This is a genomic window from Flavobacterium sp. UW10123, assembly GCF_040538975.1.
Taxonomy (GTDB): Bacteria; Bacteroidota; Bacteroidia; order Flavobacteriales; family Flavobacteriaceae; genus Flavobacterium.
Window position 1 is genome coordinate 46,863 of sequence record NZ_JBEWQE010000011.1, and the last position, 25,267, is coordinate 72,129.

The following is a 25,267-nucleotide window of genomic DNA, read 5'->3' on the forward strand; positions in this document are numbered from 1 at the left end:
TCGATTAACTTAAAAGTGAATATATTATGCAAGATTTAGAAGTTGTAGAAGATAACAGAATGTCAAAATTAATCATCGGATTGGTTTTGGATGGAATTGGTATGATTTCTTTCTCGATTCCGTTTCTTGGTGAATTCTCCGATGTTGTCTGGGCGCCTATTGCGGCAATAATTATGGCGAGAATGTATAAAGGAAGAGTAGGGAAGGTTGCAGGAGTTTTGACTTTTCTAGAAGAGATTATTCCGTTTACAGATATTATTCCTTCGTTTACTTTGACATGGATTTACACTTATTTCTTCTCAAAGGAGAAAAATGATGCTTAATCTTTAAATAAAAAACCAAGTCCCATATTTTTCAGCATTTTCTTTTCGAAGTTCCAAAAGAATTTAAATTGCCCAAAAATAGTTCCGATAGCCACCAATAAAACCTGATAAATTGGAAAGATAATAATAAGACGAATAAGTGTAAACCAACTTCCAAAATCTTCTTTAGTAATTCCTACCCAAACGCAGAAAGGTTTAGACAACCAAGCAGATGCCGATCCTGTGATGGCAAAAACGATAAATATAATTACGGCTTGTAAATTGGAGGTAATTCCCCAGCGTTTTTTTAATCTGTTCATTGCTATTTGTAATGATTACAAATATAGTATATTATCTTAAAGGAACGTTACCCCAAAGCTTTTGTTTGTAAGTATTTTGGAAATAAATCATGTAATTGTAAATTAGGTAATTTACTTCATAGCCGTAATGAATGTCAGGTCGGTAGTCAATAGACATTTCGTATAGATTTGGGTTGTAACGCTGTGGTTGTGAAAAACGATTATTCCATTCCGTTACATACAGGTAGTTTTTGTTTTCAAGATATTGCAATGAATAATAGTTTCTTGGATAAGCACGAGAAGCAAGCCAAGTCGAGAATCCATTGTCGATAATAATAACTTCGTATTCTAATGAATCGTTTGCAATTCTAACGGTATCATTTCCCTTTTTATTCGAAACAGGATCAGTGCTGGCAATATTCTTCGAAGCTGTAGAACATGCGAGAATGGTAAGTAAAATAATTAATATGGAAATGCATTTTTTCATGACCATAAAGTTACGATAATTTTTTAAGGTTCAGAGATGCAAAGGTTCAAAGTAACAAAGGTTTAACTTCTTACTAATAAAAAAGGATTACAATTTTGTAATCCTTTTTTAGAGTTTTTCTTCAAAAGCCTTTGTTTTTTTGAACCTATATAATTTGGTATCTTAAGAGTTATTTGCTTCCAAACAGCTTTCCGATAAATCCAGCGATTCCTCCTTTGCTTTTGGTAACTACTAATACATCTGCAACATCAACTTTTCCGTCGTTGTTTTGGTCAAGTCCAAATTGCATTCCGTATTTTGAGATGGTATCCATGATTCCAGAAGCTTGTCCGCTGTTTCCTGAAATGGAGTTTATAATATCTGAAATTTGAAAACTGCTATCGTTTGGATCTTTTGCTTTATTAACTAAAGAGCCTAAAATCTGCGGAATCAAATTGGAAGCAACTCCGTTTGAATCTGCGCTGCTCAAACCAAATTTTTCACCAAGATTGCCGCTTAATTGCTGTTGAATTTGCTGAACAACTGGATTTGAACTGTCTATTGGAGAATTTCCATTAAATAATCCTGCAATCTGATCTGTGTTTCCTTCAGAAACAATCTTTTTTAATCCTTCAAAAATAGAACTGCTTGTTTCGCTTATTACGGCGTCATTATGTTCATTTGGGACAGCGTTATTGTTTACAACAGCATCGCCTCCATATTGCTGTACTAATTGGGTTAATTGTTCAAACATGATATTTAGGGTTTAGATTACAAATCAAATTTAAACAAAAAAAGAAAGGGATTTATTAAACTGTGTTAATAAATCCCTTGCAAGTAATTTAATTATAGTTAATTAGCTTAACAAAGTAATAATTTGAGAAGCTAGTTCTGTACCAATTCTATCTTGTGCTTCTCCTGTAGCAGCTCCAATGTGAGGAGTTAATGAAATCTTAGAGTGCATTAAGATTGCCATTTCTGGTTTTGGTTCGCTTTCGAAAACGTCTAAACCAGCAAAAGCAACTTTTCCTGAATCTAAAGCTTTTACTAAAGCTACTTCATCAATAACACCACCACGAGCGCAGTTTACGATTCCAACACCATCTTTCATGATTTCAAGTTCTTTCTCTCCAATGATGTAACCATCCTGAGCAGGAACGTGTAAAGTGATGAGATCTGCTTCTTTAAATAAAGATTCTAAAGACTGAGAAACGATTTTAGTTGTGATTGACTGTCCGTCGAAGAATTCAACTTTTACATCAACTTCAGGAATAAAGCTATCTGCAGCGATAACTTTCATTCCAAGACCAAGAGCCATTTTTGCAGTAGCTTGTCCGATACGACCAATACCAACAATACCTAAAGTTTTTCCTCTCAATTCAGTTCCGTTAGCGTAAGCTTTTTTCAAGCCATCAAAGTTTGAATCTCCTTCAAGAGGCATATTTCTGTTAGAATCATGTAAAAAACGTACTCCAGAGAATAAATGTCCGAATACTAATTCTGCAACAGACTCAGAAGATGAAGCAGGAGTATTGATTACATGGATTCCTTTGCTTTTTGCATAATCAACATCGATATTATCCATACCAACACCACCACGACCGATGATTTTGATACCAGGACAAGAATCGATAATATCTTTACGAACTTTAGTTGCACTACGAACCAAAATTACGTCAATGTTGTTATCATTTATATAGTTAGCCACTTGTTCTTGAGCTACTTTTGTAGTGATAACTTCAAAACCGCCTTTTTCTAAGGCTAGAATTCCGCTTTTAGAAATTCCATCATTTGCTAATACTTTCATTGCAGGGTTTATTTTTTTATTTGGTTTAATCGATTAACCGTTTAATCGATCAGCCAATCTATTTGATTTTTCTTTTTTGATATTTTTAAAGCAAGTATTTTTTGACGATTAAACAGTTAAACAAATTAACGATTAACCGAAAAAAAAGATTAAACTTTAGATTCCAATGCTTTCATTACGTCAACCAAAACCTGAACGCTTTCAATTGGCATAGCGTTGTAGATAGAAGCTCTATAACCACCAACAGAACGGTGTCCTGGCAATCCAGAAATATTTGCAGCTTTCCATAAAGCATCAAAAGTTTCAGTATGTTCAGGATTGTTCAATAAGAAAGTTACGTTCATGTTTGAACGATCTTCTACTGCAGCAGCACCTTTAAACAATGGGTTTCTGTCGATCTCAGCGTAAAGCAATTCTGCTTTAGCGTTGTTTAATTTCTCAACAGCAGCGATTCCGCCTTTTTCTTTAATCCATTGTAAAGTTAAAAGAGAAACGTAAACAGCAAATACAGGTGGAGTATTGTACATACTTTCGCCTTTAATGTGTTTAGCATAATCTAGCATACTTGGAATTGTTTTTCCGTTTTTGCCTAAGATTTCTTCTTTAACTACTACTAGTGTAGTTCCTGCAGGTCCCATATTTTTTTGAGCTCCAGCATAGATTAAATCGAATTTAGAAAAATCTAATTCGCGTGAGAAAATATCAGAACTCATATCGCATACAACAGGAACATTTGTTGATGGGAATTCTTTCATTTGAGTTCCAAAGATGGTATTGTTACTTGTGCAGTGAAAATAATCAGCATCAGCTGGAATTTCGTAACCTTTTGGAACATAAGTATAATTGTCTTCTTTTGAAGAAGCTACGACAACAGTCTCACCGAAAAGTTTAGCTTCTTTAATCGCCGCAGTTGCCCACGTCCCAGAATCTAGATAAGCCGCTTTTCCGTTTTCTTTCATTAAGTTGTATGGAGCCATTAAGAATGCTGTGCTGGCACCACCTTGTAAAAATAAAGCCTGATAACCTTTTCCTTGAAGTCCTAATAATTCTAAAGCAAGGGAACGAGCTTCCTCCATAACTGCAACGAAATCTTTGCTTCGGTGCGAGATTTCAAGAATAGATAATCCTGAATCATTAAAATTTAAAATTGCTTTAGATGCCTTCTCAAAAACTTCCTGAGGTAAAATACTTGGTCCTGCGCTGTAGTTGTGTTTTTTCATGGTTGTTGTTAATAGTCGAAAATTTTAAAGACGCAAATTTCGGCAATAAGAGCCGAAAAAGCGTTAAAATATTCGAAATAATTAAACAATTTATTACTTTGTTGTTAACAAAAACGTTATAGTATCGACATTGTCTGCGTAATCCCACAATTGCGGTTTTTGCGTTTCGCCAAATGCAATGCTATTTGTCGTTAAATTGCTGCTAACAATGCATTGAATTTGATCTGTGTCTTCCTGAAGGCGTTTTTGCAGTTCTTCAAGGTTTTCATAATACTCATAAAAAACACTTGAAATAGGTGAGGCGTAACTTGAATCTTCTTTTAAAGTCAAAAATCCGTTGTCTAATAATTTGAAATTGCTCATTAAAAATACCGCTTTATTATAATCATAATTATTAGCGTATTTTTCATAATGAATAACATCTTGATATTTGAACATTGCTTGAAAAAACGGTTCAAAAGAATAGTCTTTCGGAATAAAAAGTTTAGAAACATTTCGGCATCCTAAACCAAAATATCTAAAAATATCTTCACCAAGTGCTTCTAGATCTTCATTGGTTTCTTTTCCGGTTAAAATCGCAGCCGAATTTCTGTTTTTGCGAATAATTGATGGTTTATCTTTAAAATAATATTCAAAATAGCGAGAAGTATTATTGCTTCCAGTAGCAATTACAGCATCAAAATTTTCCAGTTTTCCTTCCACGAAAGTGATGCTTTCTTTCAAATTTTCATCAACAGCAATTAAATATTTAGCTAAAAATGGCAATAAATGCTGATCGTTTGATGAAGTTTTGATTAAAGCTTTGTTTCCTGTAATTAAAACCGATAAAAAATCATGAAAACCCACTAATGGAATATTTCCAGCTAAAATCAAAGCAACAGTTTTTCCATTTTTGTCATCCTGAGCGGAGTCGAAGGAATAAGCCGAAAGCCATTTGTCAATGTTTTCTTTTGTCAAAGCTTCAGCCCAAGATTGTATAGAGAAATAAACTTGCTCTGGAGTGTACCATCCATTATGAGATTGTGATAAATGAATCAGGTTGTTGAAATCATCAAAAAAGATATCATTATATAAAACGTCAGATTTTTGCGCAGAAGCGTCTTCAGAAAACTGACTTAAAAATTTTCCTAATTCAACAAAAACACTTTTTTTTGTTTCTAATGTCATAATGTTTGTTTATGAATTGTTTTGATTGTAATTTTGCACAAAAATAAGCATAATTAAGTCGAAAGACAAAAGTCAAAAGTTGAAAGACCAAAGTTGAAAAGACTTTAATACTTTTACTTTAATACTTTCAAACTTTATGACAGATTTTATGGCTTTAGACTTTATGACTTTTAAACTTTAAGACTAAAAAAGATGGCAATTATTATAACTGACGAATGCATCAATTGTGGGGCTTGCGAACCAGAGTGCCCAAATACAGCAATATATGAAGGAGCAGATGATTGGAGATATAAAGACGGAACTAGTCTTTCTGGAAAAATAGTTTTACCTGACGGAACTGAAGTTGACGCTGATGACGCGCAAACTCCAATTTCTGATGAAATCTATTATATTGTACCCGGAAAATGTACAGAATGTAAAGGTTTCCATGATGAGCCACAATGTGCTGCTGTTTGTCCTGTTGACTGTTGTGTACCTGATGATAATCACGTTGAAGACGAAGAAACTTTATTAGAAAGACAAGCTTTTTTACATAACGAGTAAAAATAGTTCTTGAAATTGTATAGGATCCTGAGTTGAAAAACTCAGGATTTTTTTTACCCTGATTTCAGGTATTTGTAAACCTTACTTTCTTGATAGCGAATGTTTTATTTTTAGGCTATTGCGTAATTGTTAGAAAAACAATATTTTAGTTGAAAAATTACAATGCCTATGAAGAAATTGCTACTTTTATTTGTTGTTTTCCTCAGTTGCATAAGTGTTTTTGCACAAAGCGAAGAGTATTCTATTATTGTTAAGGATATAGAAACCTTGGAGCCAATACAAAATGCTACCGTCAAAATAATGAAAACCCAGCAGATTTTATTGAGCAATGAAGAAGGGAAAGTTACTTTTATGCTGACTGGTGGCTCTAATGTTCAGGTTTCTGAGACTAACTATGAAGATTTGTCTGTACGCTGGACCTCTTTAAATGGAGATCAAAAATTTGTTATTTATTTAAAGAGTAAAAACAATAAATTAGATGAAGTAGTTTTGTCTAAGGAATCTCCAGAAAAAACACTTCAGAAATTGGTTAACAATTCTACAAAGAAAATTAGCATCTCCCATAGACAGAAAGTATATGTGAGAGAGTTTTTTATGCTCGATAATCAGTATACGTATTATAATGATGGATTGGTAAATTTTCAATTTGATAAAAATAATAATGCAACCACTTTACTGGTTGAGCAAAATCGTTCCTACGGATTATTAGAAGCAGATGTAAGTGCTGATTTAAAAGGATATAATTTGAATGATATAATGGAGAATTATTTGAATTTTAAATATTTAGAACCTTTATTGACTCCAAAAGCAAAAAAGGAATATGATTTTACAACCAAAGGACATTCTAAAAACAAAGATTACTACGTAATGTCAGTTGTTCCTTTGGATAAAGCCAAAGAAGCAATTGATAATTTCGAAATCATTTACGATCCTCTGAAAAAAATTATTGTAGAATATACTATTTCTGTTACTCCTGCAACTCTTGATAAAGTGGAAGAGAAGACAAAGGAAGGTGAAAAAAACATCACAAAATCGTTTGTAAAAATAAATTACAGATGGGATGGAACCGATTATTATTTATTGAGTTCTAATGAAGAAATTGGTTATAATGTTGTTTTAAAAGATAAAACTAAAAATATTCAAGTAAGAAATAGTTTTGTAACTACAGGTTTCAATAAACAAAATTTCACTTATAACGAAAGTGATGTTTTTAAAGAAAAATCACTTTTTAATAAGAAAAACAAAATCCTGACGAATTACTGGGACATTTCAGGATTTACAGCAACCGATGAGGAAAAAGCAATCATTGCATCTTTAGAATTTAAATTGTAATTATAAATAGAAACAAAAAATCCTGAACATTAGTTCAGGATTTTTTGTTTCGTTACTTAGCAAAACTGAAGCCCATTATGATTTGTGATGTGCTTTGTAGAGTTTCTTTCGTGTCCTTCGACTTCGCTCAGGACGACAAAAAATAACTCATTTAATTGTCAGGCTGAGCGGAGTCGAAGCTCTTTCTTAAAAATTAAATCCAAGTCTTGCGTAGTAATAAGCTCCGCTGAAACCCATTTGTACAGCATCCCAATAACCTCCAGCTTCTGTATTTCCTTGCTCGTCTTGTTTAGTTGGATAAACATTAAATAAGTTGTTGCTACCTAGAGTTAGTTTTAAGCTTTTGGTAAACTGATGTCCAAACGTTAAATCTGTAATCAATCTCGGATTGTAGACATCATCTTCGTCAGCATAATCAACCAAAACTACTTTGCTGAAACGAGTAAAAGCTAAACCAGCATCAAATTTGTTTTTTGCGTAAGTAAGGTTTAAACCAAATTTATTATCTGGAGCTGAAGCCAGTAAAAAAGCTTTTTCACGTTTTCCGAAGAAAATAGATTCGTCAAGAGTGCCGTTTTTTACTTTGTCGATTTTCATATCATTAATGTTTCCAACTAAAGTTGCACCAAACTGACCGAAATCAAATGCCTTTTTCCAAGAAAAAACCAAGTCTAAACCATGTGTGCTTGTGTCAACACCATTCACAAAAAATTGAGCTTCAGAAACGCCTAGATTTAAAGCGCTTGCATCAAAATATCCTGTCAAAACGATACGGTCTTTTACCTGAATATAATATCCGTCAATTGTAGCTGTAAAATCACCAAATGAAGCTGTAAATCCTAACGAAGCATTTACCGCTTTTTCTTCATTTAATTTCTCAATTCCAAACGCTCTTGTAACTGGACTATCGTTTGGAGCTAGTAAAACTTCTGTTGCTCCGCTTGCATTAAAGTTGGTAAAACGTAAATTATAATAAATTTGGGCTAAGGATGGCGCGCGGAAACCAGTACTTATGGATCCTCTAGCGTTGATATGATCTGTAATTTTAAGTCTCGATGCTAATTTTCCGTTTAGTGTGCTTCCAAAATCGCTGTAATTTTCAAAACGTAAAGCACCACTAACCATCCAAGCTTCTGTAACATCTAATTCAGCATCAGTATAAAGAGAAAAATTGGTTCTGTCTTTATTGACTTCGTTTGCAGGGCTATATCCTGGGAAACCTTGTGAACCTCCTGGTCGTGGAATTGTTGGTGAAGATTCCGGATCTGTTGGGTCATAATCAGGATTTGGAACAGTTGGTGCGCTTTGCGTTGTTGGATCGGTAATAGGTTTTCCGTTTGTATCATAAGTTGCGTATGAACCTTCTTCACCAGCAAAAATTTCAAATTGTTCCACTCTAAATTCTGCTCCAAAAGCAATATTTAAACCTTTTAAAACATCTCCATAATTTTTAGAAATATCAAAATTCGTAGTGTTTTGAAGCAAACTATGGCCACCAGCATCAAACTCGTGAGGAGATTTTTCTTCTAGTGAAGCATTTATAGTTCCTTTAATGTCGTATTGGAATTTGTTTTTACCAAAAGTATTGCTCAAATCAAATTTCCATCCGCCAGAAGATTCAGTTCTAATTCCTGCTGCGATGGAATTATCATTAATTTTAGACGTAATTCTTGGAGTATATCCGCCTGGATAAACAGATTCTACAACTCTTTCGCCATCATTTCTGGTAAAAGCATAGGCATCTGTGTCTCTGAAATTGCTTCCGCCAAAAGCATAAAATTCGGTTTTATCAGAAATAGGAATTGCTAAATTGGCAAACAAGTTAACGCCTGTCATTTCAGCATCTCCAAAACCTTTTCTAAAATCGTAAGCAGGTCTTAGTGTTTTGTTTTTGCTTAAGAATTCACCTGTAACATTTACATAACCGCCTTTAGAGCCAATTCCGGTTCCATAGTTTGCAGCAACTCTAACAGAACCTCCGTCAAAATCCTGATCTTTACCGTATGAATTTCCATTTCCATTTTGATCTAATCTGAATCCTTTTGTATTTGGAGTTCCTGGCAAGAAATCTCCTTTTGCATTTGTGTTAAAAACGCCATACGTAACAGAACCAGTTAATTCATCAATATTATCATTGGTTACAATATTGATAACTCCGGCAATGGCATCGGAACCATATTGAGCAGAAGCACCATCACGCAAAATCTCAATTCTTTTGATAGAGGCAGCAGGAATGGCATTTAAATCTGTTCCTGTGTTTCCGCGTCCGCGAGTTCCAAATAAATTGATTAAAGAAGATTGATGTCTTCTTTTTCCGTTAATCAAAACCAAAGTCTGATCAGGTCCCATACCTCTCAAAGAAGCAGGATCTACGTGGTCGGCACCATCAGATCCCGATTGTTTATTGGCATTAAATGAAGGAGCTACATACTGCAATAACTGATTGATTTCAATTTTTCCACTTTGCGTCGTAACATCTTTTACATTGATTACATCAATAGGAACTGCCGAATTTACAACCGTACGTTTTGCATTTCTGGAACCAACGACTACAACGTCATTTAAAACCTGGCCATCATTTTCGCTTAAAGTAACATTTATTTTATCTCCAGAAGCTGTTTTTTCAACTGTTGTAAATCCTACATAGCTGAAAACCAATGTTGCGCCTTCTTTAACTTTTATTCTAAAGCTTCCCTCAAAATCGGTAGAGACACCATTAGAAGTTCCTTTTTCGAGAATATTAACTCCTGGAAGAGGATTTCCAGTTTTATCTTTTACAAGACCCGAGACCTCTTTTTGGGCAAAAAGAAATGCTGAATTCAGCAGAAATAATAATAATGCAATCTTTCTCATAGTTGTTGGTTTATTGGTTTGTTTTTTGTTGATTAGTTTTATAAAAGTAATGTTTTTTAACAAAAATTTAATAAAATGTTTAAAAATTTCATTACGTATATCTAAAATTATATTATTGAACATTTTTACTTCGTGCAAGAGCTATTAAATCTTATATTTGCAAAATTTTAAAGCCAAAAAATAGCATTTTGGCAGAAAAATGATAAAACGTGTAAATTATAAGGCATTAAATCACAAGGTTTAATGTAAAGGGGTTAAATTTGAAGACCCGCATAAAATAAATAGAAACAAACAGATGAAAGCAGGAATTGTAGGATTGCCAAATGTTGGAAAATCAACATTATTTAATTGTTTATCTAATGCAAAAGCGCAGAGTGCAAACTTTCCGTTTTGTACAATCGAGCCAAATATTGGTGTTGTAAACGTTCCAGATCCAAGAATCAATAAATTGGAAGAATTGGTAAAACCAGAACGCGTTCAAATGGCAACTGTAGATATCGTTGATATTGCAGGTTTGGTAAAAGGAGCTAGTAAAGGTGAAGGTCTTGGAAACCAGTTTTTAGGAAACATTAGAGAGTGTAATGCTATCATTCACGTTTTACGTTGTTTTGACAATGATAATATTGTACACGTTGACGGAAACGTAAACCCAATTCGTGACAAAGAAACTATCGATATCGAATTGCAGTTAAAAGATTTAGAAACAATCGAAAAACGTTTAGAAAAAGTAAAACGTGCTGCAAAAACAGGAAATAAAGAAGCTCAAACAGAAGAAGCCTTATTAAACAGAATTAGAGAAGCTCTTTTGCAAGCTAAATCTGCAAGAACTATTGTTCCTCAAAACAATGACGAAGAAGTTCTTATGGAAGCTTTCCAATTAATTACAGCAAAACCAGTTTTATACGTTTGTAATGTTGACGAAAGTTCTGCAGTAAACGGAAACAAATATGTTGATCAGGTTCGTGAATTGGTAAAAGACGAAGAAGCTGAAGTTATTGTGCTTTCAGTAGGAGCAGAGGCTGATATCACAGAATTAGAAAGTTACGAAGAGCGTCAGGTTTTCTTAGAAGATATGGGATTAGAAGAGCCAGGAGCATCAGTTTTAATTCGTGCAGCTTACAAGTTATTAAAACAACAAACTTACTTTACAGCTGGTGTAAAAGAAGTTCGCGCTTGGACAATCAATATTGGAGCTACAGCGCCTCAAGCAGCTGGAGTTATCCATACTGATTTTGAAAAAGGTTTTATCCGTGCAGAGGTTATTTCATACGATGATTACGTTCAATACGGTTCTGAAGCAAAAGCAAAAGAAGCTGGAAAATTCAGAGTGGAAGGGAAAGAATACATAGTGAAAGATGGTGATGTAATGCATTTCCGTTTTAACGTTTAGTCTTTTTTAGAAGAAAGAGTAAAGAAGAAAGAATAAAGATTAAAACTGCTGGAGAGATTCAGCAGTTTTTTTATGCTTAAAAGCGAATGTACACAAAGTATGTCATCCTGAGGAACGAAGGATCACACAAGTAATCCTGCAAAGATTGGCGACTCTTAGTGCGGAATTTCTAGTGTGATCCTTCGTTCCTCAGGATGACAAAAATCCGCGCTTTCGCGAAAGCGAATCAGTATAATCTGCGTACAATTTTAGCAACTTAAAAATTTTTGGCTCAAAAATTGGTTACAGAAAAAATAACCAATTACTAATCTAAAATCAACCAATCAAAATGCTAAAAAAGTCATTCAAAATTCTAGGCTGGACGCTTTTCGGAATTTTCAGTTTTCTTGCCGTGTATATTTCTTCTGTTTTGATTATTTCTAAAATTACGGTAAATTCAGATGTTGCTCAGGTTGAAGAGCAAAATGCAATTCCAATTTACATTCTTTCAAACGGAGTTCATACCGATATAGTAGTTCCAATCAAAAATGAAATTAAAGATTGGCGAAACGAAATTCGATTTAACCAAACTCAATCAAAAGATTCGTTAATGAATTATATTGCTTTTGGTTGGGGTGATAAGGGTTTTTATCTTGAAACTCCAGAATGGGCAGATTTAAAAGCAAGTACAGCTTTTAAAGCCGCTTTCGGAATCAGTTCATCTGCTGTACATGCTACATTTTTTAAACAGCTAAGAGAAGGTGATGATTGCAAACGTATTTTGGTTTCTAAAGAGAATTACCAAAATTTAGTCAATTATATTTCCAATAGTTTTAGCGATCCAATTCATCCACAATGGATTGAAGGTCATAGCTATGGGAAAAAAGATGCTTTCTATGAAGCTAAAGGAAGTTATAGTCTTTTTTATACTTGCAATACTTGGGCAAATAATGCCTTGAAAGCTGCTAATCAAAGGGCAAGTTTGTGGACGGTTTATGATAAAGGGATTTTTTGTCATTATAAATAAAATTGCGCCAGTAAATCTATAAACATGGGAAAAATATAAAACCTATCAAAAATCCAAGAAGTTAAAAATTTTCATTAATGCTTAAATTTGAGTGAATATCAAAAAATCAGCAAATGAAAAATCACAATATCTTTTCGAAAACTTGGTATTTATTAAAAACAACATTTTTAGAATTCAATGATGACAACGCGATAAAGTTAAGCGCGGCGTTATCTTATTATACCATTTTTGCTTTGCCTCCTTTATTGATTATTATAATTACCATTTGTGGCTTCTTTTTTGGGGAAGAGGCAGTCACAGGTCAGTTATATGGTCAGATAAATCGATTGGTTGGAAATAATGCTGCTGTACAGATTCAGGAGGCAATCAAGAATGTTCAATTATCAGACAGTAATGTTTTTGTAACTGTATTTGGTGTTGTGATGCTTTTAATTGGAGCATCGGGAGTTTTTGCAGAAATTCAGAGTTCCATAAACTACATTTGGGGACTTCGTGCAAAACCAAATAAAGGCTTAAAAAAGTTTATTCAAAACCGCTTAATGTCATTTTCCATGATTGTTTCAGTAGGTTTTTTAATGATTGTCAGTTTGATGGTCAATGCAATATTAGATCTTTTGAATGCTCGTTTAAAAATGTATTTTCCTGATACGACAGTCTATCTTTTTTATGTGGTAAATCTTCTAATTGTTTTTGCGAGCATCACATTGCTTTTTGCTATTATATTCCGAACTTTACCTGATGGAATCATTAAATGGAAAGATGCCTTTATTGGAGCATCTAGTACTGCGATTTTGTTTATGATAGGCAAGTTTGCAATTGGAGTTTATTTAGGAAATTCAACTGTTGCAAGTGTTTACGGTGCAGCGGGTTCTGTAATTATAATTTTGGTTTGGGTATATTATTCGGCTATTATTTTATATTTTGGAGCAGAATTTACTAAAGTCTATGCGAAAGCCTTCGGAGGAAGTATTTCGCCAAATGATTATTCTGTAGAAATACAAAAAGAGATTTTCGAAATAGAATCTTAAATCAATTATAAAAACAGCAAATACCACAAATATGAAAATAGTAGCCTTTGGAGGAAGTAACAGCAAACAGTCAATCAACAAACGTTTAGCAACTTATGCATCAAGCTTGTTTGAAAATGCAGATGTTGAGGTTTTGGATCTAAACGATTTTGCAATGCCGGTTTTTAGCGTAGATCTTGAAAAAGAAATCGGACAGCATGAAATGGCACAATCATTTTTGAATAAACTTAAAGAAGCTGATATTTTAGTGGTTTCAATGGCAGAAAACAACGGAAACTATTCTGTTGCTTTTAAAAATGTTTTCGATTGGAGTTCCCGAATTGAAAAAGATGTTTTTCAGCACAAACCAATGTTATTATTGGCGACTTCGCCAGGCGGAAGAGGAGGCGCGTCTGTTTTAGGAATTGCACAAAATCTTTTCCCCCGTTATGGTGCAGAAATTAAAGGAAGTTTCTCATTGCCAGCATTTGGCTCGAATTTTGATTTACAGGAAAATAAAATCTCTAATTCTGAATTAGATCAAGAACTGAAAGATATTATTAAATCAAATTTTTAAATGCCACAAAAAAAGATTGCCCTTATTTTCCTTTTATTAAATCTTCTTTTTATCAATTTTACTTTTGCTCAAAAGATTAGTGAAGTCGATAAAATAGTTGCGAAATACCCAAAAAGTTTTGATACGACCGAAAAATTAGCCGACAGAATCGAAAAAGATTTTGATTCGGACTATGATCGCGCGCGCGCTATTTACAGTTGGATTGCTTTCAATATAAGATACGATTACAATGCGTATTTGAATCCGCCAAGAACGCAAGGTTTCAGTTATTCTTCTGAAGCTGAAAAACAGCGAAAAATCAAACAGATCAACGATAATTTAATTCAAAAAGCTTTTAAATCTAAAAAAGCAGTTTGCGAAGGATTTACGGCTTTGTATCAGCATTTGGCTTCTTTGATGGATATCAAATGCGAAATAATTCGTGGCGATTCTAAGATTTCAGTTAGAGATATTGGTCGAAAAAACACTTCGTCCAATCATGCTTGGAATATGGTTTTGATTGATAAAAAATGGCGTCTTTTGGATGTAACTTGGGGGCAAGGCTATTATGATAGCAGTAAAGGCAGAATGGTCAACGATTTTAATCCTGCATATTTTGATACAGATCCAGATTATTTCTTTGCGAAGCATTTTCCAGATTCAGGTTCTTATTTAGGAAACAGATTGAATAAAGAAGATTTCTTGAATGGACCTCTTATTTATAATACTACAATTGAAAAAGACTATAAAATCAAGTCACCAGATTCTGGAATAATTGAAGCCAGAAACGGGGATAGAATTACAGTTGAAATCAAAAACGTATCAAAATCCAATCAGGTTTTTTATTTGAATAAAAGAAATCAGCCTGTTAAAGTCCAAAACCCGAAAGAAAAGCGAGGAGGTTTAGAATTTCAGATTCTAATTGATAGCAACATAGGTGATTACATAACTGTTTTTGTAGACGGTAATAGTGTTGTTTCTTTTAAAATAGTTTCGAAATAAAAGATTAGATTTTAGATCTTTCTTCTTTTGTTAAAATTGCCGTATCTTAGCAAGAATGATTCGAATTTGAGCGCTATGGAAACAACTTTTCTGAAATCAATCTTAGACAATGATTTCTATAAATTTACGATGCAGCATGCTGTAATTAAACTTTTTCCAAAAGCAAAAGTTCGATACGGATTTATAAATAGAGGCAAGCATATTTTTCCTGAGGGATTTGCAGAATTACTTCGAAATTCTGTAGACGCAATGGCAGATCTTCGCTTAACAAAAGAAGAGAAAAGTTATTTAGCACATTATTGTCCTTATCTTGACCCAACTTATCTCGATTTTCTGCAGGGATATAGTTTTGATCCCTCTGAAGTTCAGATTAGTCAGGAAGGCTCAGAAATAAAAGTTACCGTTGAAGGTTATTGGTATAGAACCATTTTGTGGGAAGTGCCGCTAATGGCATTGATTTCTGAGCTTTTTTATAAATCGAATCATTTAATTCGTTTAGATGATGAGGCTGTAAAAAGTCTGACGAAAGAAAAAATAGAGAATTACAATAGGCTTGGTGTTTCAATTTTAGAATTTGGAACAAGACGTCGTCACTCTTACGACGTGCAGAGTCTTGTAAATGAGACTTTGCAAGCTTATGGAGGACAGAGCTTTATTGGTACAAGTAATGTGCATTTTGCAATGGTCAATAATCGAAGACCTTTAGGGACACATGCTCACGAGTGGTTTATGTTTCATGCGGCGCAATATGGTTTTCAGGTGGCGAATTTTATAAGTCTTGAAAACTGGACAAAAGTTTATGGCGGAGATCTCGGAATTGCTTTAACAGATACCTATACTACAGAAATATTTTTCAATCAGTTTGATAAAAAATATTCCAAACTTTTTGATGGCGTTCGACATGACAGTGGCGATCCGATTGAGTTTGCTCAAAAAGTAATTTCTCATTATAATAAAATGGGAATTGATCCGAAATCAAAAGTCATTGTTTTTTCAGATTCGCTCAATTATGACAAAGTAAAAAAGATTGCCGATTTCTGTCAGGATAAAATAAAAATGTCGTTTGGAATTGGAACAAATTTTACCAACGACGTAGGACTTCCAGCCATGAATATGGTTATAAAATTAACGGATACAAAACCTGATAATGTACATTGGCAAGGAGTCGTAAAACTTTCAGACGAAAAAAACAAAAACACGGGAACTCCCGAAATGATTGCTTTGGCGAAAGAAGTGCTGGGAATCAAATAGTGTTTTTTGCTGAAAAAGCAGTTTTTGTATAGTTTTATCGTCCATTTTATTTTAAAATCAATTTAAATAGATTTTAAACTGTTATTATTCATAACAAAAAAGAAATACACTTTCATTTTTTGTTAAGAAATGGTACATTAGCAAAAAATCCTAAATTCATTTATGCTAGAGCAAAATCAATACAACGAAGATAATATTCGTTCACTCGATTGGAAGGAACATATTCGTATGCGTCCGGGTATGTACATCGGGAAATTAGGGGACGGATCATCACCGGATGATGGTATTTATATTCTTTTAAAAGAGGTTTTAGACAACTGTATCGATGAGTTCGTTATGGGTGCTGGTAAAACTATCGAAGTATCTATAAAAGATAAAACGGTTTCTGTTCGTGATTACGGACGTGGAATTCCGTTAGGGAAAGTAGTAGACGTAGTTTCTAAGATGAACACAGGAGGAAAGTACGATTCTAAAGCTTTCCAGAAGTCAGTTGGTTTGAATGGTGTCGGAACAAAAGCGGTAAATGCACTTTCTACTTTTTTTCGTGTAGAATCGGTTCGTGATGACAAACAAAAAGGAGCAGAGTTTTCAGCAGGAAATTTAGTTTTAGAAGAAGATGTAATCGATACGACCAAGCGTAAAGGAACGAAAGTTGTTTTTACGCCAGACGAAACGATTTTCAAAAACTATAAATTCCGTATGGAATATGTTGTTAAAATGGTTAAAAACTATTGTTACTTAAACAATGGGTTGACGATTATTTTCAACGGAGAAAAATACTATTCAGAAAACGGACTTCGTGATTTATTAGAAGAAACGATTAATGAAGAAGATTTAGAGTATCCAATTATTCATTTAAAAGATCACGATATTGAGGTTGCGTTAACACACAGTAAAACGCAATACAGTGAAGAATATCACTCTTTCGTAAACGGTCAGAATACAACGCAAGGAGGAACGCACTTAGCGGCGTATCGTGAAGCGGTTGTAAAAACAATTCGTGAATTTTACAATAAGAATTTCGAAGCGTCAGATGTTCGTAAATCGATTGTCAGTGCGATTAGTATTAAAGTGATGGAACCGGTTTTTGAGTCTCAGACCAAAACCAAATTAGGTTCTACAGATATGGGTTCTGATGATGGAACGCCTGCGGTTTCTGTTCGTACTTTCGTTAATGATTTCATCAAAACGAAATTGGACAATTACCTGCATAAAAACCCGCCGACAGCCGAAGCTTTATTGCGTAAAATTCTTCAGGCAGAACGCGAAAGAAAAGAATTATCAGGAATTAGAAAATTGGCGACAGATCGTGCGAAAAAAGCCAATCTTCACAATAAAAAATTAAGAGACTGCCGTGCGCATCTTCCTGATACCAAAAACCCAAGAAACTTAGAAAGTACACTTTTTATCACCGAGGGAGATTCTGCTTCTGGATCGATTACAAAGTCGCGTGACGTAAATACGCAAGCCGTTTTCAGTTTGCGTGGTAAACCTTTGAATTCATACGGAATGTCTAAAAAGATTGTGTACGAAAACGAAGAATTCAATTTATTGCAAGCGGCATTAGATATCGAAGACGGACTAGAAAAATTACGTTACAACAACATTGTAATCGCAACCGATGCCGATGTCGACGGAATGCACATTCGTTTATTGTTGATTACATTCTTTTTGCAATTTTTCCCAGAGTTAATCAAAGAAGGGCATTTGTATATTTTGCAGACGCCACTTTTCAGGGTTCGAAACAAAAAAGAAACGATTTATTGTTATTCTGAGGAAGAAAGAAAAGACGCGATCGAAAAATTAAAACCAAAACCAGAAATCACCCGATTTAAAGGTTTGGGAGAGATTTCTCCAGATGAGTTCAAGAACTTTATTGGAGATACTATTCGCCTTGATCCGGTTATGATGGATAAACATACTTCGATTGAGCAGTTGTTATCTTTCTACATGGGTAAAAATACACCAGACAGACAGGAGTTTATTATCAAGAACCTGAAGGTTGAGATTGATGAGCTTGAAGAGGCTTAATATTTTTCGAAATTTTGGATTAATGAAGAAGCTTTTAGTTTTAGTAATTATTTCGACTTTATTTTCATGTAATAGAAATAAAGATTTGGAAGATGAAATTAAAAGCAAGAGAGAATTAGATTATTCTGATGCTTTTGATTTAGAAAAAGAAGCGATTAAAAAGATTGAAATACTCTCTTATCCGGATCGATTAGCTTGGGATACACTAAGGCATAGAGAAATTATTATAAATAATAAAATCGATTTTGATACTTCGATGGTTAATGAAAAAGTTACATTATTGAAGGAAACTCAAATTAATGAATTATTTGATTTAATAAAGATTCATTGTAAAGTTGAAGGTGATGTTGCTCCTTATTCGAGCTGTTATATGCCGAGAAATTTGATTCTTTTTTATAATAATAAAAATAAAATTATTGGGCATATTGAAGTTTGTTTTCAATGCGGAACTTCTAAATCTTCTAATAATTTGAGAGAAAGTTGGGATTATTGTAAAGATGATGTAAAAGATTTTTTCAAGAAAGCTGGAATCAAATATTTTGTTGATACAGAAGAAAAGGAAGAAAAAGAAAGATTGTTTTTGGATAGTTTGAAAACAACAAAAAAATTAAACAATAATGTTTTAAAATAAAATACTGAAATAAATTCAGCATAAAAATGAAAGACGAAGAAGACGATAACATAATTCCAAACGACGACGAGAATAATTCAGAGGAAAATCTGGATAATATTCAAGATGGTGAAGATGATGTGATTGATGGGGAAGGAAAACATTTTGAAGGAGCACATTTTTACGAAAATCAGGAAGAAGAAGGCGAAGACGTTATTACCAAAGTAACTGGAATGTATAAAGACTGGTTCTTGGATTATGCTTCGTATGTAATCTTGGAACGTGCAGTTCCTGCTATCGAGGACGGATTCAAGCCTGTTCAGCGTCGTATTATGCACTCTTTAAAAGAGCTGGATGACGGTCGTTATAATAAAGTTGCCAATGTTGTTGGTCACACTATGCAGTATCACCCACACGGAGATGCGAGTATTGGTGACGCTATGGTGCAAATTGGTCAAAAGGATTTATTGATAGATTGTCAAGGGAACTGGGGAAATATTCTAACAGGTGATGGTGCAGCAGCGCCCCGTTATATTGAGGCTCGTTTATCGAAATTTGCTTTAGAGGTTTTATATTCTCCAAAAATTACAGACTGGGGAGTTTCGTATGATGGACGTCGTGCAGAGCCAAACAACCTTCCTGTAAAATTCCCATTGCTTTTAGCGCAAGGAGCAGAAGGTATTGCGGTTGGACTTTCAACGAAAGTTCTTCCTCATAACTTCAATGAATTAATTGACGCTTCGATTAAAATCTTAAAAGGAAAACCGTTTACGCTTTATCCTGATTTTATGACACAGGGTATTGCCGACGTTTCCAATTACAATGACGGAATGCGTGGCGGTCGTGTACGTGTGCGTGCTAAGATTTCGCAATTAGACAAAAATACATTGGTGATTACGCAAATTCCGTTTTCTACCAATACATCGAGTTTAATTGACAGTATTTTGAAAGCCAATGAAAAAGGTAAAATCAAAATTAAGAAAATTGAGGATAATACCGCGGCTGATGTTGAAATTTTAATTCATCTTTTCCCTGGGGTTTCACCAGATAAAACAATTGATGCGTTATTCGCTTTTACAGCCTGCGAAACATCTGTTGCGCCTTTAGGATGTGTGATCGAAGACAATAAACCATTGTTTATTGGAGTTTCTCAAATGTTGAAAATTTCAACAGAGAGAACGGTCGATTTACTTCGTCAGGAATTAGAAATACAATTAGAAGAATTAAAAAATAAATGGCATTTTTCTACTTTGGAGAAAATCTTCATTCGTGAAGAAATGTACATCGACTTCAAATTGTATGGTGACAGAGAATCACTTTACAAATATTTATATGATCGTTTTGAGCCTTTCAAAAAATCATTCGTTAGAGAAATTAATGACGACGATTTACAAAGACTGACTCAAATCCCGATGATTCGTATCACACGTTTCGACTCTGATAAAGCCGATGATTTAATTGCGAAGTTAGAAGACGAGATGAAAGAGGTCGAATATAATTTAGAGCACCTTACGGATTTTGCCATTGCGTATTTTACCAAATTAAAAGAGAAATACGGAAAAGGTAGAGAACGCCAGACAGAACTTCGTGTATTTGATAACGTTGAGGCTACAAAAGTAGTTTTACGTAACACAAAACTATATGTAAACCGCGAAGAAGGTTTCGTAGGAACAAGTTTAAAGAAAGATGAATATGTAGGCGACTGTTCTGATATTGACGATGTTATCGTGTTTTTGCGAGACGGAACCTTGATGATCACAAAAGTCGATGCTAAAACTTTTATAGGAAAAGACATTATACATGCTGCCGTTTTCGACAAAAACGATAAACGTACCATTTATAATATGATGTATCGTGACGGTAAATCAGGGCCATCTTATATAAAACGTTTTAATGTTACTGGTGTAACGCGTGATAAAGCTTACGATCTAACGAATGGTACAAATGGTTCTCAGGTGGTTTATTTCTCACACAATCCAAATGGAGAAGCTGAGGTTGTGACTATTTTATTGCGTCAGGTTGGAACGATCAAGAAACTGAAATTTGATATTGACTTTGCTAATTTAGCGATTAAAGGACGTGGTTCAAAAGGAAACTTAGTAACCAAATACCCAATCAAGAAAATCGAATTAAAAGAAAAAGGAATTTCTACTTTACTGCCAAGAAAAGTTTGGTTTGATGATACTGTAAAACGCTTAAATGTTGATGCAAGAGGAGAATTGCTAGGTGAATTTAAGCCAACAGACAAAATTTTGATAATTAACCAAACAGGAAAATTGAAAGTTATCATTCCAGAATTATCAACTCATTTTGATGAAGATATGATTGTTTTGGAAAAATGGAAACCTAAAAAACCAATTTCAGCGATTTATTATGATGGGGAAAAAGAGCGTTATTTCTTAAAGCGTTTCTTAGTTGAAAATGAAGGAAAAGAAGAAAGTTTCATTACCGATCATCCAAATTCGCAGTTAGAAATTGTATCTACTGATTATCGTCCTGTAGCACAATTGGTTTTTGCAAAAGTAAAAGGAGTTCAAAAAGACGATCTGCATATTGATGTGGAAGACTTTATAGCCGTAAAAGGTTTTAAAGCTTTAGGAAACCAATTAACGACAGATAAGTTGAGACAAGTGAATTTATTAGACCCACTTCCTTATGAGGAACCTGTTGAAGAAGTTCCAGAAAAACCTGAAATTCCAGAAGATGATTCTGTTGAAACAGAATTAGATGATGATGGCCAGATTGGTTTGGTTTTAGAATAATAAATGAGAAAACGCTAAGAATTAGTTCTTAGCGTTTTTTTATTTGATGAGGTTTAATTAATTCTCAACTGAAATAGGTTCTGTTATGACCCATTTTACTTCGTTGTTTTCAATAATTACCGAAATGTTATCGTTTTCTTTTACTTCTCCAGAAATTATTTTTTTAGCTAAAGGTCTTCTTAAATGCGTTCTAATAATGTTTTTAATAGGTCTTGCGCCATATTTGGCATTATAGCCATTTTCAGCGAGATATAGTTTAGTTTCTAAAGGAATTTCTACTGTGATTTTACTGTTCTTTAATAAATCAATGAATTCCTTTTTAAGGTGGATTTCGAATATTTTTAAAGCATTTTCTTTACTTATAGGAGCAAAGGGTACAATCTCAGTTAATCGTCCTAAAAATTCAGGTCTAAAATAATTGGCCATAATTTCCATTAACGAACTCGATGTTGGGATTTCGCCATTATTAAAAGTATTAACGATATGATCTGCCCCAATATTTGAAGTAAATAGAATAATTGCATTAGAGAAATCACCTTCTTTTCCTAAACGATCGTGAAGTTTTCCTTCGTCCATAATCTGTAGAAATACGTCAAAGACAGAAGGGTGTGCTTTTTCAATTTCATCAAATAAAACAATAGAATAGGGCTTTTGTCTAATTTTGTTTACTAGTAATCCGCCTTCTTCGTAACCAACATAGCCGGGAGGTGCACCGTATAACAATGCTGCTGAATGTTCTTCTTTAAACTCAGACATATCAAAACGGATAATAGCATTTTCATCTTGAAAAAGAAATTCAGCTAATGATTTGGCCAATTCGGTTTTTCCAGTTCCTGTTGGTCCTAGAAAAAAGAATGATGCAATTGGCTGTCCTGCTTTGCTTAAACCTGATCGTGATTCTAAAATAGAGCCGGCAACTGTCTCAATGCAATGATCCTGTCCAATTACCCTTCGACCTAAAACTTCCTCAATGCTATTAAGTTTCTGTTTTTCTTCTTCTTTAAGTTTTCCTGCGGGAATTCCCGTTTTTTTAGCAATTATCAAAGACAAATCAAAAGCCTCGATATGAGAACGTTTGTCAAGTGCTTTTTCTTCAAGCGTATTAATAAGGTTTTCAATATAATTAAAAATCGATTCTGATGATTCAAAATTTCTTTTTTCATTTTGCTCATCAGGATCCATTAAAAATGCTGTTTTGTTCATTAAATCAACCAAGAACCAATTGTATTCTTTTATTAATTGATTTTCAGATAAATTGTCTTTGTTTTCTTTTAGAAGATTTAATCTATTGGCAATAGATTGTTTTTCGTTAAGAAAAGTTTCTCCAGAGGTTTTTAAAACCGACATTGTATGGTCGATCAAATTAAAGGCTGACTCAGGAAGGCTTTTTTCTTTTAGATATCTTTTTGATAATCGAATAGATTCTGAAATAGTTTCATCATCTATTTGTATTTTATGATGCTCTTGATAAATTTTAATAGACTCACGAATCATTCGAAATAGAGTTTCATCATCCGCTTCTTCCAGTTTAACGATGTCAAACATTCCCGAAAGGCCTTGCTCTTTTTCGATTCTTTTTGAAAATTCGTCTATTGTTGAGGTGGCAATAATATTCAACCCTTTTGCTAGCTCGCCTTTAAGAACATTTGAAACGCCTGAATCTCCTCCATTTTTATCCAGTAAAATATGAATTTCTTCAATAATTAAAATAGCTTTCGAATATTGTTTAAGTTCCTGAATGCAGTTTTTTAAGCGATCTTCTATTTCTCCTTTATATGAAGCTCCAGCAATAAGTGATGACAGATCAAGTTCAAATAGCTGCACTTTGTTTAAAACATCTGGGACTTGGTTGGCTATTACATCTTGAATAAGAGTATCAATTAAAATTGATTTCCCAATGCCACGATCGCCAATAAGTAGCACATTAGGTTTAGAAAATCGGCAAAGTATTTCTTTTATGGCATTCAATTCGGCTTCACGCCCAATTGCAGATACTCTTTTTTTATTTTTTTCAAGGTTTTTATGAACGCAATATTTACTTAAAAAACCTTTTTTTACTTCTTGTTTTATACCGTTTTCAGTTTGTGGAATGACAATCTGATCTTCTAGCAATTCATTTCTAGAGATCGGGTAGGACTTCATTTGATCGAAGTTGAAACCTACGCCAGGAGAGCTTAGAGCAATTATAATAGCATAAAGGCTAATTTCATCTTCATTCAAAGCAATTCGCACCGATTCTGCTTCTTTTATAATATCGTCGATCAAATCGCTTGGTTCAGCATCAAGAACATGAGTGGTTTTTGGCTCTTCTTCGATTCGAACTTCTGACCATTCATCAAGATAGTAAACATCTTTGCCCATAGTTTCAAGCCTTTTCAAAAGCGATAAATCTCTGTTTAAAATAGCTTTTAATAAATGGGATGCTGAATAGTATTTATTTGAATTAGTTTTAGCAATTTTTTTAGCAATTTCAAGTGCACTTAATAGTTCTGTGCTGAAAACATTTTTTTCTTCTTCCATACCAAAATTAATCTTTAGACCATATCAGATACTTTTTTACTTTATAGCTGATATTTATTCCTTTAACACAATTAGTTTGTTTGTTTTTGTTAAGACGTATTGATTCTATCTTTATTTTTTTCCCTTTTACCGAAGTGCATAATTCAGAAAAAGTCAATAAATCTTTGTCATTTTTAACAACCGGAATATCCAGGTCATCACATAAAAAATCTGTAAAATCATCTTTTACTTTGCTTCCTTCTGCTACTTTATTTAATAAGATTTCAAATTGATCCTCAGATATTTTTGGTGCTTTTTTAGCTAGAGCAATACTGTCTTTTACAGTTTTGGTTTTTGGCGCTACTGGAACATATTGTAGCATTTCTTCAAGCGGATCTTTTTTTATAGAACCTCGAGGCAGTGCGAAGGCTTCAGCTTTTTTCTCGAATTCATAAGAGCTGACATCCAAAGGATTAGTTTTTTTAATAACTCTAGGATGTACATAAATAATTTTCTTTGCCACACGACTGAAATCCCCATTTATGACTAAAGTGATTGTTTTTTCTCCCGGAGTAATAAAGCTGTAAACGGGGGCAGAAGAAGTTTCGTCTATGCCTTTATTTTCACCAAAAGCCCATTCCCAAGTTTTGGCATCATCTGAGATTGATTTAAAATAAGCAGGCTGTCCAACTGTAATAGTTCTGGGAGCAATAATTTTTGGCGTACCTATTTTATCAGCCGCATATTTATCTTTTATAGTGATTTCTTTTGTGTGGGTACAATTGCCATTTATTGTTAAAGTCACATAGTATTTTCCTGGATTTTTATAGATGTGAAAAGTCTGTTTTCTGACATCTTTTTCTGACCCATCCCCAAAATCCCAAATCCATGATTTTGCATTAGGAGTTTTGTCGTAAAATTCTGTCGATTCCTCTGATTGTGAATGATCTGCAAAAATGTAAAACTTGGCATCTTGACAATCGACATGGTTAAAAAATTGAATGATAAACGCTATAATTCCAGCTAGTAAGAGAAGTGCAAAAAAAAATACTACCCTAATATCAATATTTTTTTGATTCATTTTAATATTTTACTATGTAAGATAATTTTAACAAAAATTGGAAGCAAATGTAGTTTTATTTATTTTAAAATGATTCGATTTTA

General features: G+C 33.7%; 21 protein-coding genes. 12 read left to right on the forward strand and 9 right to left on the reverse strand.

From position 1 onward, the window contains the following. Positions 1-26 precede the first annotated feature (26 nt). Positions 27-323 carry a hypothetical protein gene (locus ABXT06_RS13940; protein WP_354591290.1) on the forward strand — a complete coding sequence of 99 codons (297 nt, stop codon included), beginning with the start codon at positions 27-29 and terminating at the stop codon, positions 321-323. Here the strand turns inward: ABXT06_RS13940 and ABXT06_RS13945 are convergent. The 6 genes from ABXT06_RS13945 to ABXT06_RS13970 all read right to left on the reverse strand — a co-directional run bounded on the left by ABXT06_RS13945 (position 320) and on the right by ABXT06_RS13970 (position 5,261). Beyond that, complete coding sequence (locus tag ABXT06_RS13945) at positions 320-622, reverse strand: DUF6787 family protein (RefSeq protein WP_354591291.1); 303 nt, start codon at positions 620-622, stop codon at positions 320-322. The genes ABXT06_RS13940 and ABXT06_RS13945 overlap by 4 nt on opposite strands. Positions 623-653: 31 nt before the next feature. Next, positions 654-1,088, reverse strand: coding sequence for a DUF6146 family protein (locus ABXT06_RS13950; RefSeq protein WP_354591292.1), 435 nt, complete (start codon positions 1,086-1,088; stop codon positions 654-656). A gap of 169 nt (positions 1,089-1,257) precedes the next feature. Beyond that, the gene (locus ABXT06_RS13955; protein ID WP_129748632.1) at positions 1,258-1,821 is read right to left on the reverse strand and encodes a DUF937 domain-containing protein; all 564 of its coding nucleotides are present in this window, start codon (positions 1,819-1,821) and stop codon (positions 1,258-1,260) included. A gap of 102 nt (positions 1,822-1,923) precedes the next feature. Then, positions 1,924-2,874, reverse strand: a complete 951-nt coding sequence (locus ABXT06_RS13960; RefSeq protein WP_354591293.1) for a D-2-hydroxyacid dehydrogenase — start codon at positions 2,872-2,874, stop codon at positions 1,924-1,926. A gap of 149 nt (positions 2,875-3,023) precedes the next feature. After that, a complete protein-coding gene (serC, locus tag ABXT06_RS13965; protein WP_354591294.1) occupies positions 3,024-4,094 on the reverse strand; it encodes a 3-phosphoserine/phosphohydroxythreonine transaminase in 1,071 nt (356 codons plus the stop codon). Between the two features lie 93 nt (positions 4,095-4,187). After that, positions 4,188-5,261 (reverse strand): acyl-CoA reductase, encoded by a 1,074-nt coding sequence (locus ABXT06_RS13970; protein ID WP_354591295.1) that lies wholly within the window; start codon positions 5,259-5,261, stop codon positions 4,188-4,190. Between the two features lie 192 nt (positions 5,262-5,453). Between ABXT06_RS13970 and ABXT06_RS13975 the strand changes: the two genes are divergently transcribed. Then, the gene (locus ABXT06_RS13975; RefSeq protein ID WP_111366760.1) at positions 5,454-5,804 is read left to right on the forward strand and encodes a 4Fe-4S dicluster domain-containing protein; all 351 of its coding nucleotides are present in this window, start codon (positions 5,454-5,456) and stop codon (positions 5,802-5,804) included. A 300-nt stretch (positions 5,805-6,104) separates the two neighbouring features. Beyond that, positions 6,105-7,136 (forward strand): hypothetical protein, encoded by a 1,032-nt coding sequence (locus ABXT06_RS13980; protein ID WP_354591296.1) that lies wholly within the window; start codon positions 6,105-6,107, stop codon positions 7,134-7,136. A gap of 186 nt (positions 7,137-7,322) precedes the next feature. Here ABXT06_RS13980 and ABXT06_RS13985 read toward each other — a convergent pair whose 3' ends face one another. After that, positions 7,323-9,989 carry a TonB-dependent receptor gene (locus tag ABXT06_RS13985; protein ID WP_354591297.1) on the reverse strand — a complete coding sequence of 889 codons (2,667 nt, stop codon included), beginning with the start codon at positions 9,987-9,989 and terminating at the stop codon, positions 7,323-7,325. A gap of 295 nt (positions 9,990-10,284) precedes the next feature. On the opposite strand from ABXT06_RS13985, the gene ychF reads away from it, so the two are divergent. The 9 genes from ychF (at position 10,285) to ABXT06_RS14030 (ending at position 21,604) form a co-directional block, all read left to right on the forward strand. Then, entirely contained in the window at positions 10,285-11,379 is a 1,095-nt protein-coding gene (ychF, locus tag ABXT06_RS13990; protein ID WP_354591298.1) for a redox-regulated ATPase YchF, read from the forward strand. Between the two features lie 328 nt (positions 11,380-11,707). Continuing rightward, entirely contained in the window at positions 11,708-12,385 is a 678-nt protein-coding gene (locus tag ABXT06_RS13995) for a TIGR02117 family protein (RefSeq protein WP_354591299.1), read from the forward strand. 113 nt (positions 12,386-12,498) lie between these two features. Beyond that, positions 12,499-13,413, forward strand: coding sequence for a YihY/virulence factor BrkB family protein (locus ABXT06_RS14000; RefSeq protein ID WP_354591300.1), 915 nt, complete (start codon positions 12,499-12,501; stop codon positions 13,411-13,413). A 31-nt stretch (positions 13,414-13,444) separates the two neighbouring features. Further along, positions 13,445-13,969 carry an NADPH-dependent FMN reductase gene (locus ABXT06_RS14005; protein ID WP_354591301.1) on the forward strand — a complete coding sequence of 175 codons (525 nt, stop codon included), beginning with the start codon at positions 13,445-13,447 and terminating at the stop codon, positions 13,967-13,969. Then, positions 13,970-14,950 carry a transglutaminase domain-containing protein gene (locus ABXT06_RS14010; protein ID WP_354591302.1) on the forward strand — a complete coding sequence of 327 codons (981 nt, stop codon included), beginning with the start codon at positions 13,970-13,972 and terminating at the stop codon, positions 14,948-14,950. Between the two features lie 75 nt (positions 14,951-15,025). Continuing rightward, the gene (gene pncB, locus ABXT06_RS14015; RefSeq protein ID WP_354591303.1) at positions 15,026-16,201 is read left to right on the forward strand and encodes a nicotinate phosphoribosyltransferase; all 1,176 of its coding nucleotides are present in this window, start codon (positions 15,026-15,028) and stop codon (positions 16,199-16,201) included. A 162-nt stretch (positions 16,202-16,363) separates the two neighbouring features. Further along, a complete protein-coding gene (locus ABXT06_RS14020; RefSeq protein ID WP_354591304.1) occupies positions 16,364-18,232 on the forward strand; it encodes a DNA topoisomerase IV subunit B in 1,869 nt (622 codons plus the stop codon). A 22-nt stretch (positions 18,233-18,254) separates the two neighbouring features. Continuing rightward, positions 18,255-18,863, forward strand: coding sequence for a hypothetical protein (locus ABXT06_RS14025; protein WP_354591305.1), 609 nt, complete (start codon positions 18,255-18,257; stop codon positions 18,861-18,863). A 26-nt stretch (positions 18,864-18,889) separates the two neighbouring features. Continuing rightward, positions 18,890-21,604, forward strand: coding sequence for a DNA gyrase/topoisomerase IV subunit A (locus ABXT06_RS14030; RefSeq protein WP_354591306.1), 2,715 nt, complete (start codon positions 18,890-18,892; stop codon positions 21,602-21,604). A gap of 57 nt (positions 21,605-21,661) precedes the next feature. On the opposite strand, the gene ABXT06_RS14035 is transcribed toward ABXT06_RS14030, so the two are convergent. Together ABXT06_RS14035 and ABXT06_RS14040 are read right to left on the reverse strand one after the other, a co-directional pair. Then, the gene (locus ABXT06_RS14035) at positions 21,662-24,124 is read right to left on the reverse strand and encodes an AAA family ATPase (RefSeq protein ID WP_354591307.1); all 2,463 of its coding nucleotides are present in this window, start codon (positions 24,122-24,124) and stop codon (positions 21,662-21,664) included. 7 nt (positions 24,125-24,131) lie between these two features. Next, complete coding sequence (locus tag ABXT06_RS14040) at positions 24,132-25,184, reverse strand: PKD domain-containing protein (RefSeq protein ID WP_354591308.1); 1,053 nt, start codon at positions 25,182-25,184, stop codon at positions 24,132-24,134. Positions 25,185-25,267: the final 83 nt, after the last annotated feature.

What these genes read in the sequence shown, in the direction of transcription:
- ABXT06_RS14025 (WP_354591305.1), top strand. Translation starts at nt 18,255, where the DNA reads ATGAAGAAGCTTTTAGTTTTAGTAATTATTTCGACTTTATTTTCATGT.
- ABXT06_RS14030 (WP_354591306.1), top strand. Translation starts at nt 18,890, where the DNA reads ATGAAAGACGAAGAAGACGATAACATAATTCCAAACGACGACGAGAAT.
- ABXT06_RS13985 (WP_354591297.1), bottom strand. Translation starts at nt 9,989, where the DNA reads ATGAGAAAGATTGCATTATTATTATTTCTGCTGAATTCAGCATTTCTT.
- ABXT06_RS14010 (WP_354591302.1), top strand. Translation starts at nt 13,970, where the DNA reads ATGCCACAAAAAAAGATTGCCCTTATTTTCCTTTTATTAAATCTTCTT.
- ABXT06_RS14000 (WP_354591300.1), top strand. Translation starts at nt 12,499, where the DNA reads ATGAAAAATCACAATATCTTTTCGAAAACTTGGTATTTATTAAAAACA.
- ABXT06_RS13975 (WP_111366760.1), top strand. Translation starts at nt 5,454, where the DNA reads ATGGCAATTATTATAACTGACGAATGCATCAATTGTGGGGCTTGCGAA.
- ABXT06_RS14035 (WP_354591307.1), bottom strand. Translation starts at nt 24,124, where the DNA reads ATGGAAGAAGAAAAAAATGTTTTCAGCACAGAACTATTAAGTGCACTT.
- ABXT06_RS13970 (WP_354591295.1), bottom strand. Translation starts at nt 5,261, where the DNA reads ATGACATTAGAAACAAAAAAAAGTGTTTTTGTTGAATTAGGAAAATTT.
- serC (WP_354591294.1), bottom strand. Translation starts at nt 4,094, where the DNA reads ATGAAAAAACACAACTACAGCGCAGGACCAAGTATTTTACCTCAGGAA.
- ABXT06_RS14005 (WP_354591301.1), top strand. Translation starts at nt 13,445, where the DNA reads ATGAAAATAGTAGCCTTTGGAGGAAGTAACAGCAAACAGTCAATCAAC.
- ABXT06_RS13995 (WP_354591299.1), top strand. Translation starts at nt 11,708, where the DNA reads ATGCTAAAAAAGTCATTCAAAATTCTAGGCTGGACGCTTTTCGGAATT.
- pncB (WP_354591303.1), top strand. Translation starts at nt 15,026, where the DNA reads ATGGAAACAACTTTTCTGAAATCAATCTTAGACAATGATTTCTATAAA.
- ABXT06_RS13955 (WP_129748632.1), bottom strand. Translation starts at nt 1,821, where the DNA reads ATGTTTGAACAATTAACCCAATTAGTACAGCAATATGGAGGCGATGCT.
- ABXT06_RS14040 (WP_354591308.1), bottom strand. Translation starts at nt 25,184, where the DNA reads ATGAATCAAAAAAATATTGATATTAGGGTAGTATTTTTTTTTGCACTT.
- ABXT06_RS13980 (WP_354591296.1), top strand. Translation starts at nt 6,105, where the DNA reads ATGAAAACCCAGCAGATTTTATTGAGCAATGAAGAAGGGAAAGTTACT.
- ABXT06_RS13950 (WP_354591292.1), bottom strand. Translation starts at nt 1,088, where the DNA reads ATGAAAAAATGCATTTCCATATTAATTATTTTACTTACCATTCTCGCA.
- ABXT06_RS13945 (WP_354591291.1), bottom strand. Translation starts at nt 622, where the DNA reads ATGAACAGATTAAAAAAACGCTGGGGAATTACCTCCAATTTACAAGCC.
- ychF (WP_354591298.1), top strand. Translation starts at nt 10,285, where the DNA reads ATGAAAGCAGGAATTGTAGGATTGCCAAATGTTGGAAAATCAACATTA.
- ABXT06_RS14020 (WP_354591304.1), top strand. Translation starts at nt 16,364, where the DNA reads ATGCTAGAGCAAAATCAATACAACGAAGATAATATTCGTTCACTCGAT.
- ABXT06_RS13940 (WP_354591290.1), top strand. Translation starts at nt 27, where the DNA reads ATGCAAGATTTAGAAGTTGTAGAAGATAACAGAATGTCAAAATTAATC.
- ABXT06_RS13960 (WP_354591293.1), bottom strand. Translation starts at nt 2,874, where the DNA reads ATGAAAGTATTAGCAAATGATGGAATTTCTAAAAGCGGAATTCTAGCC.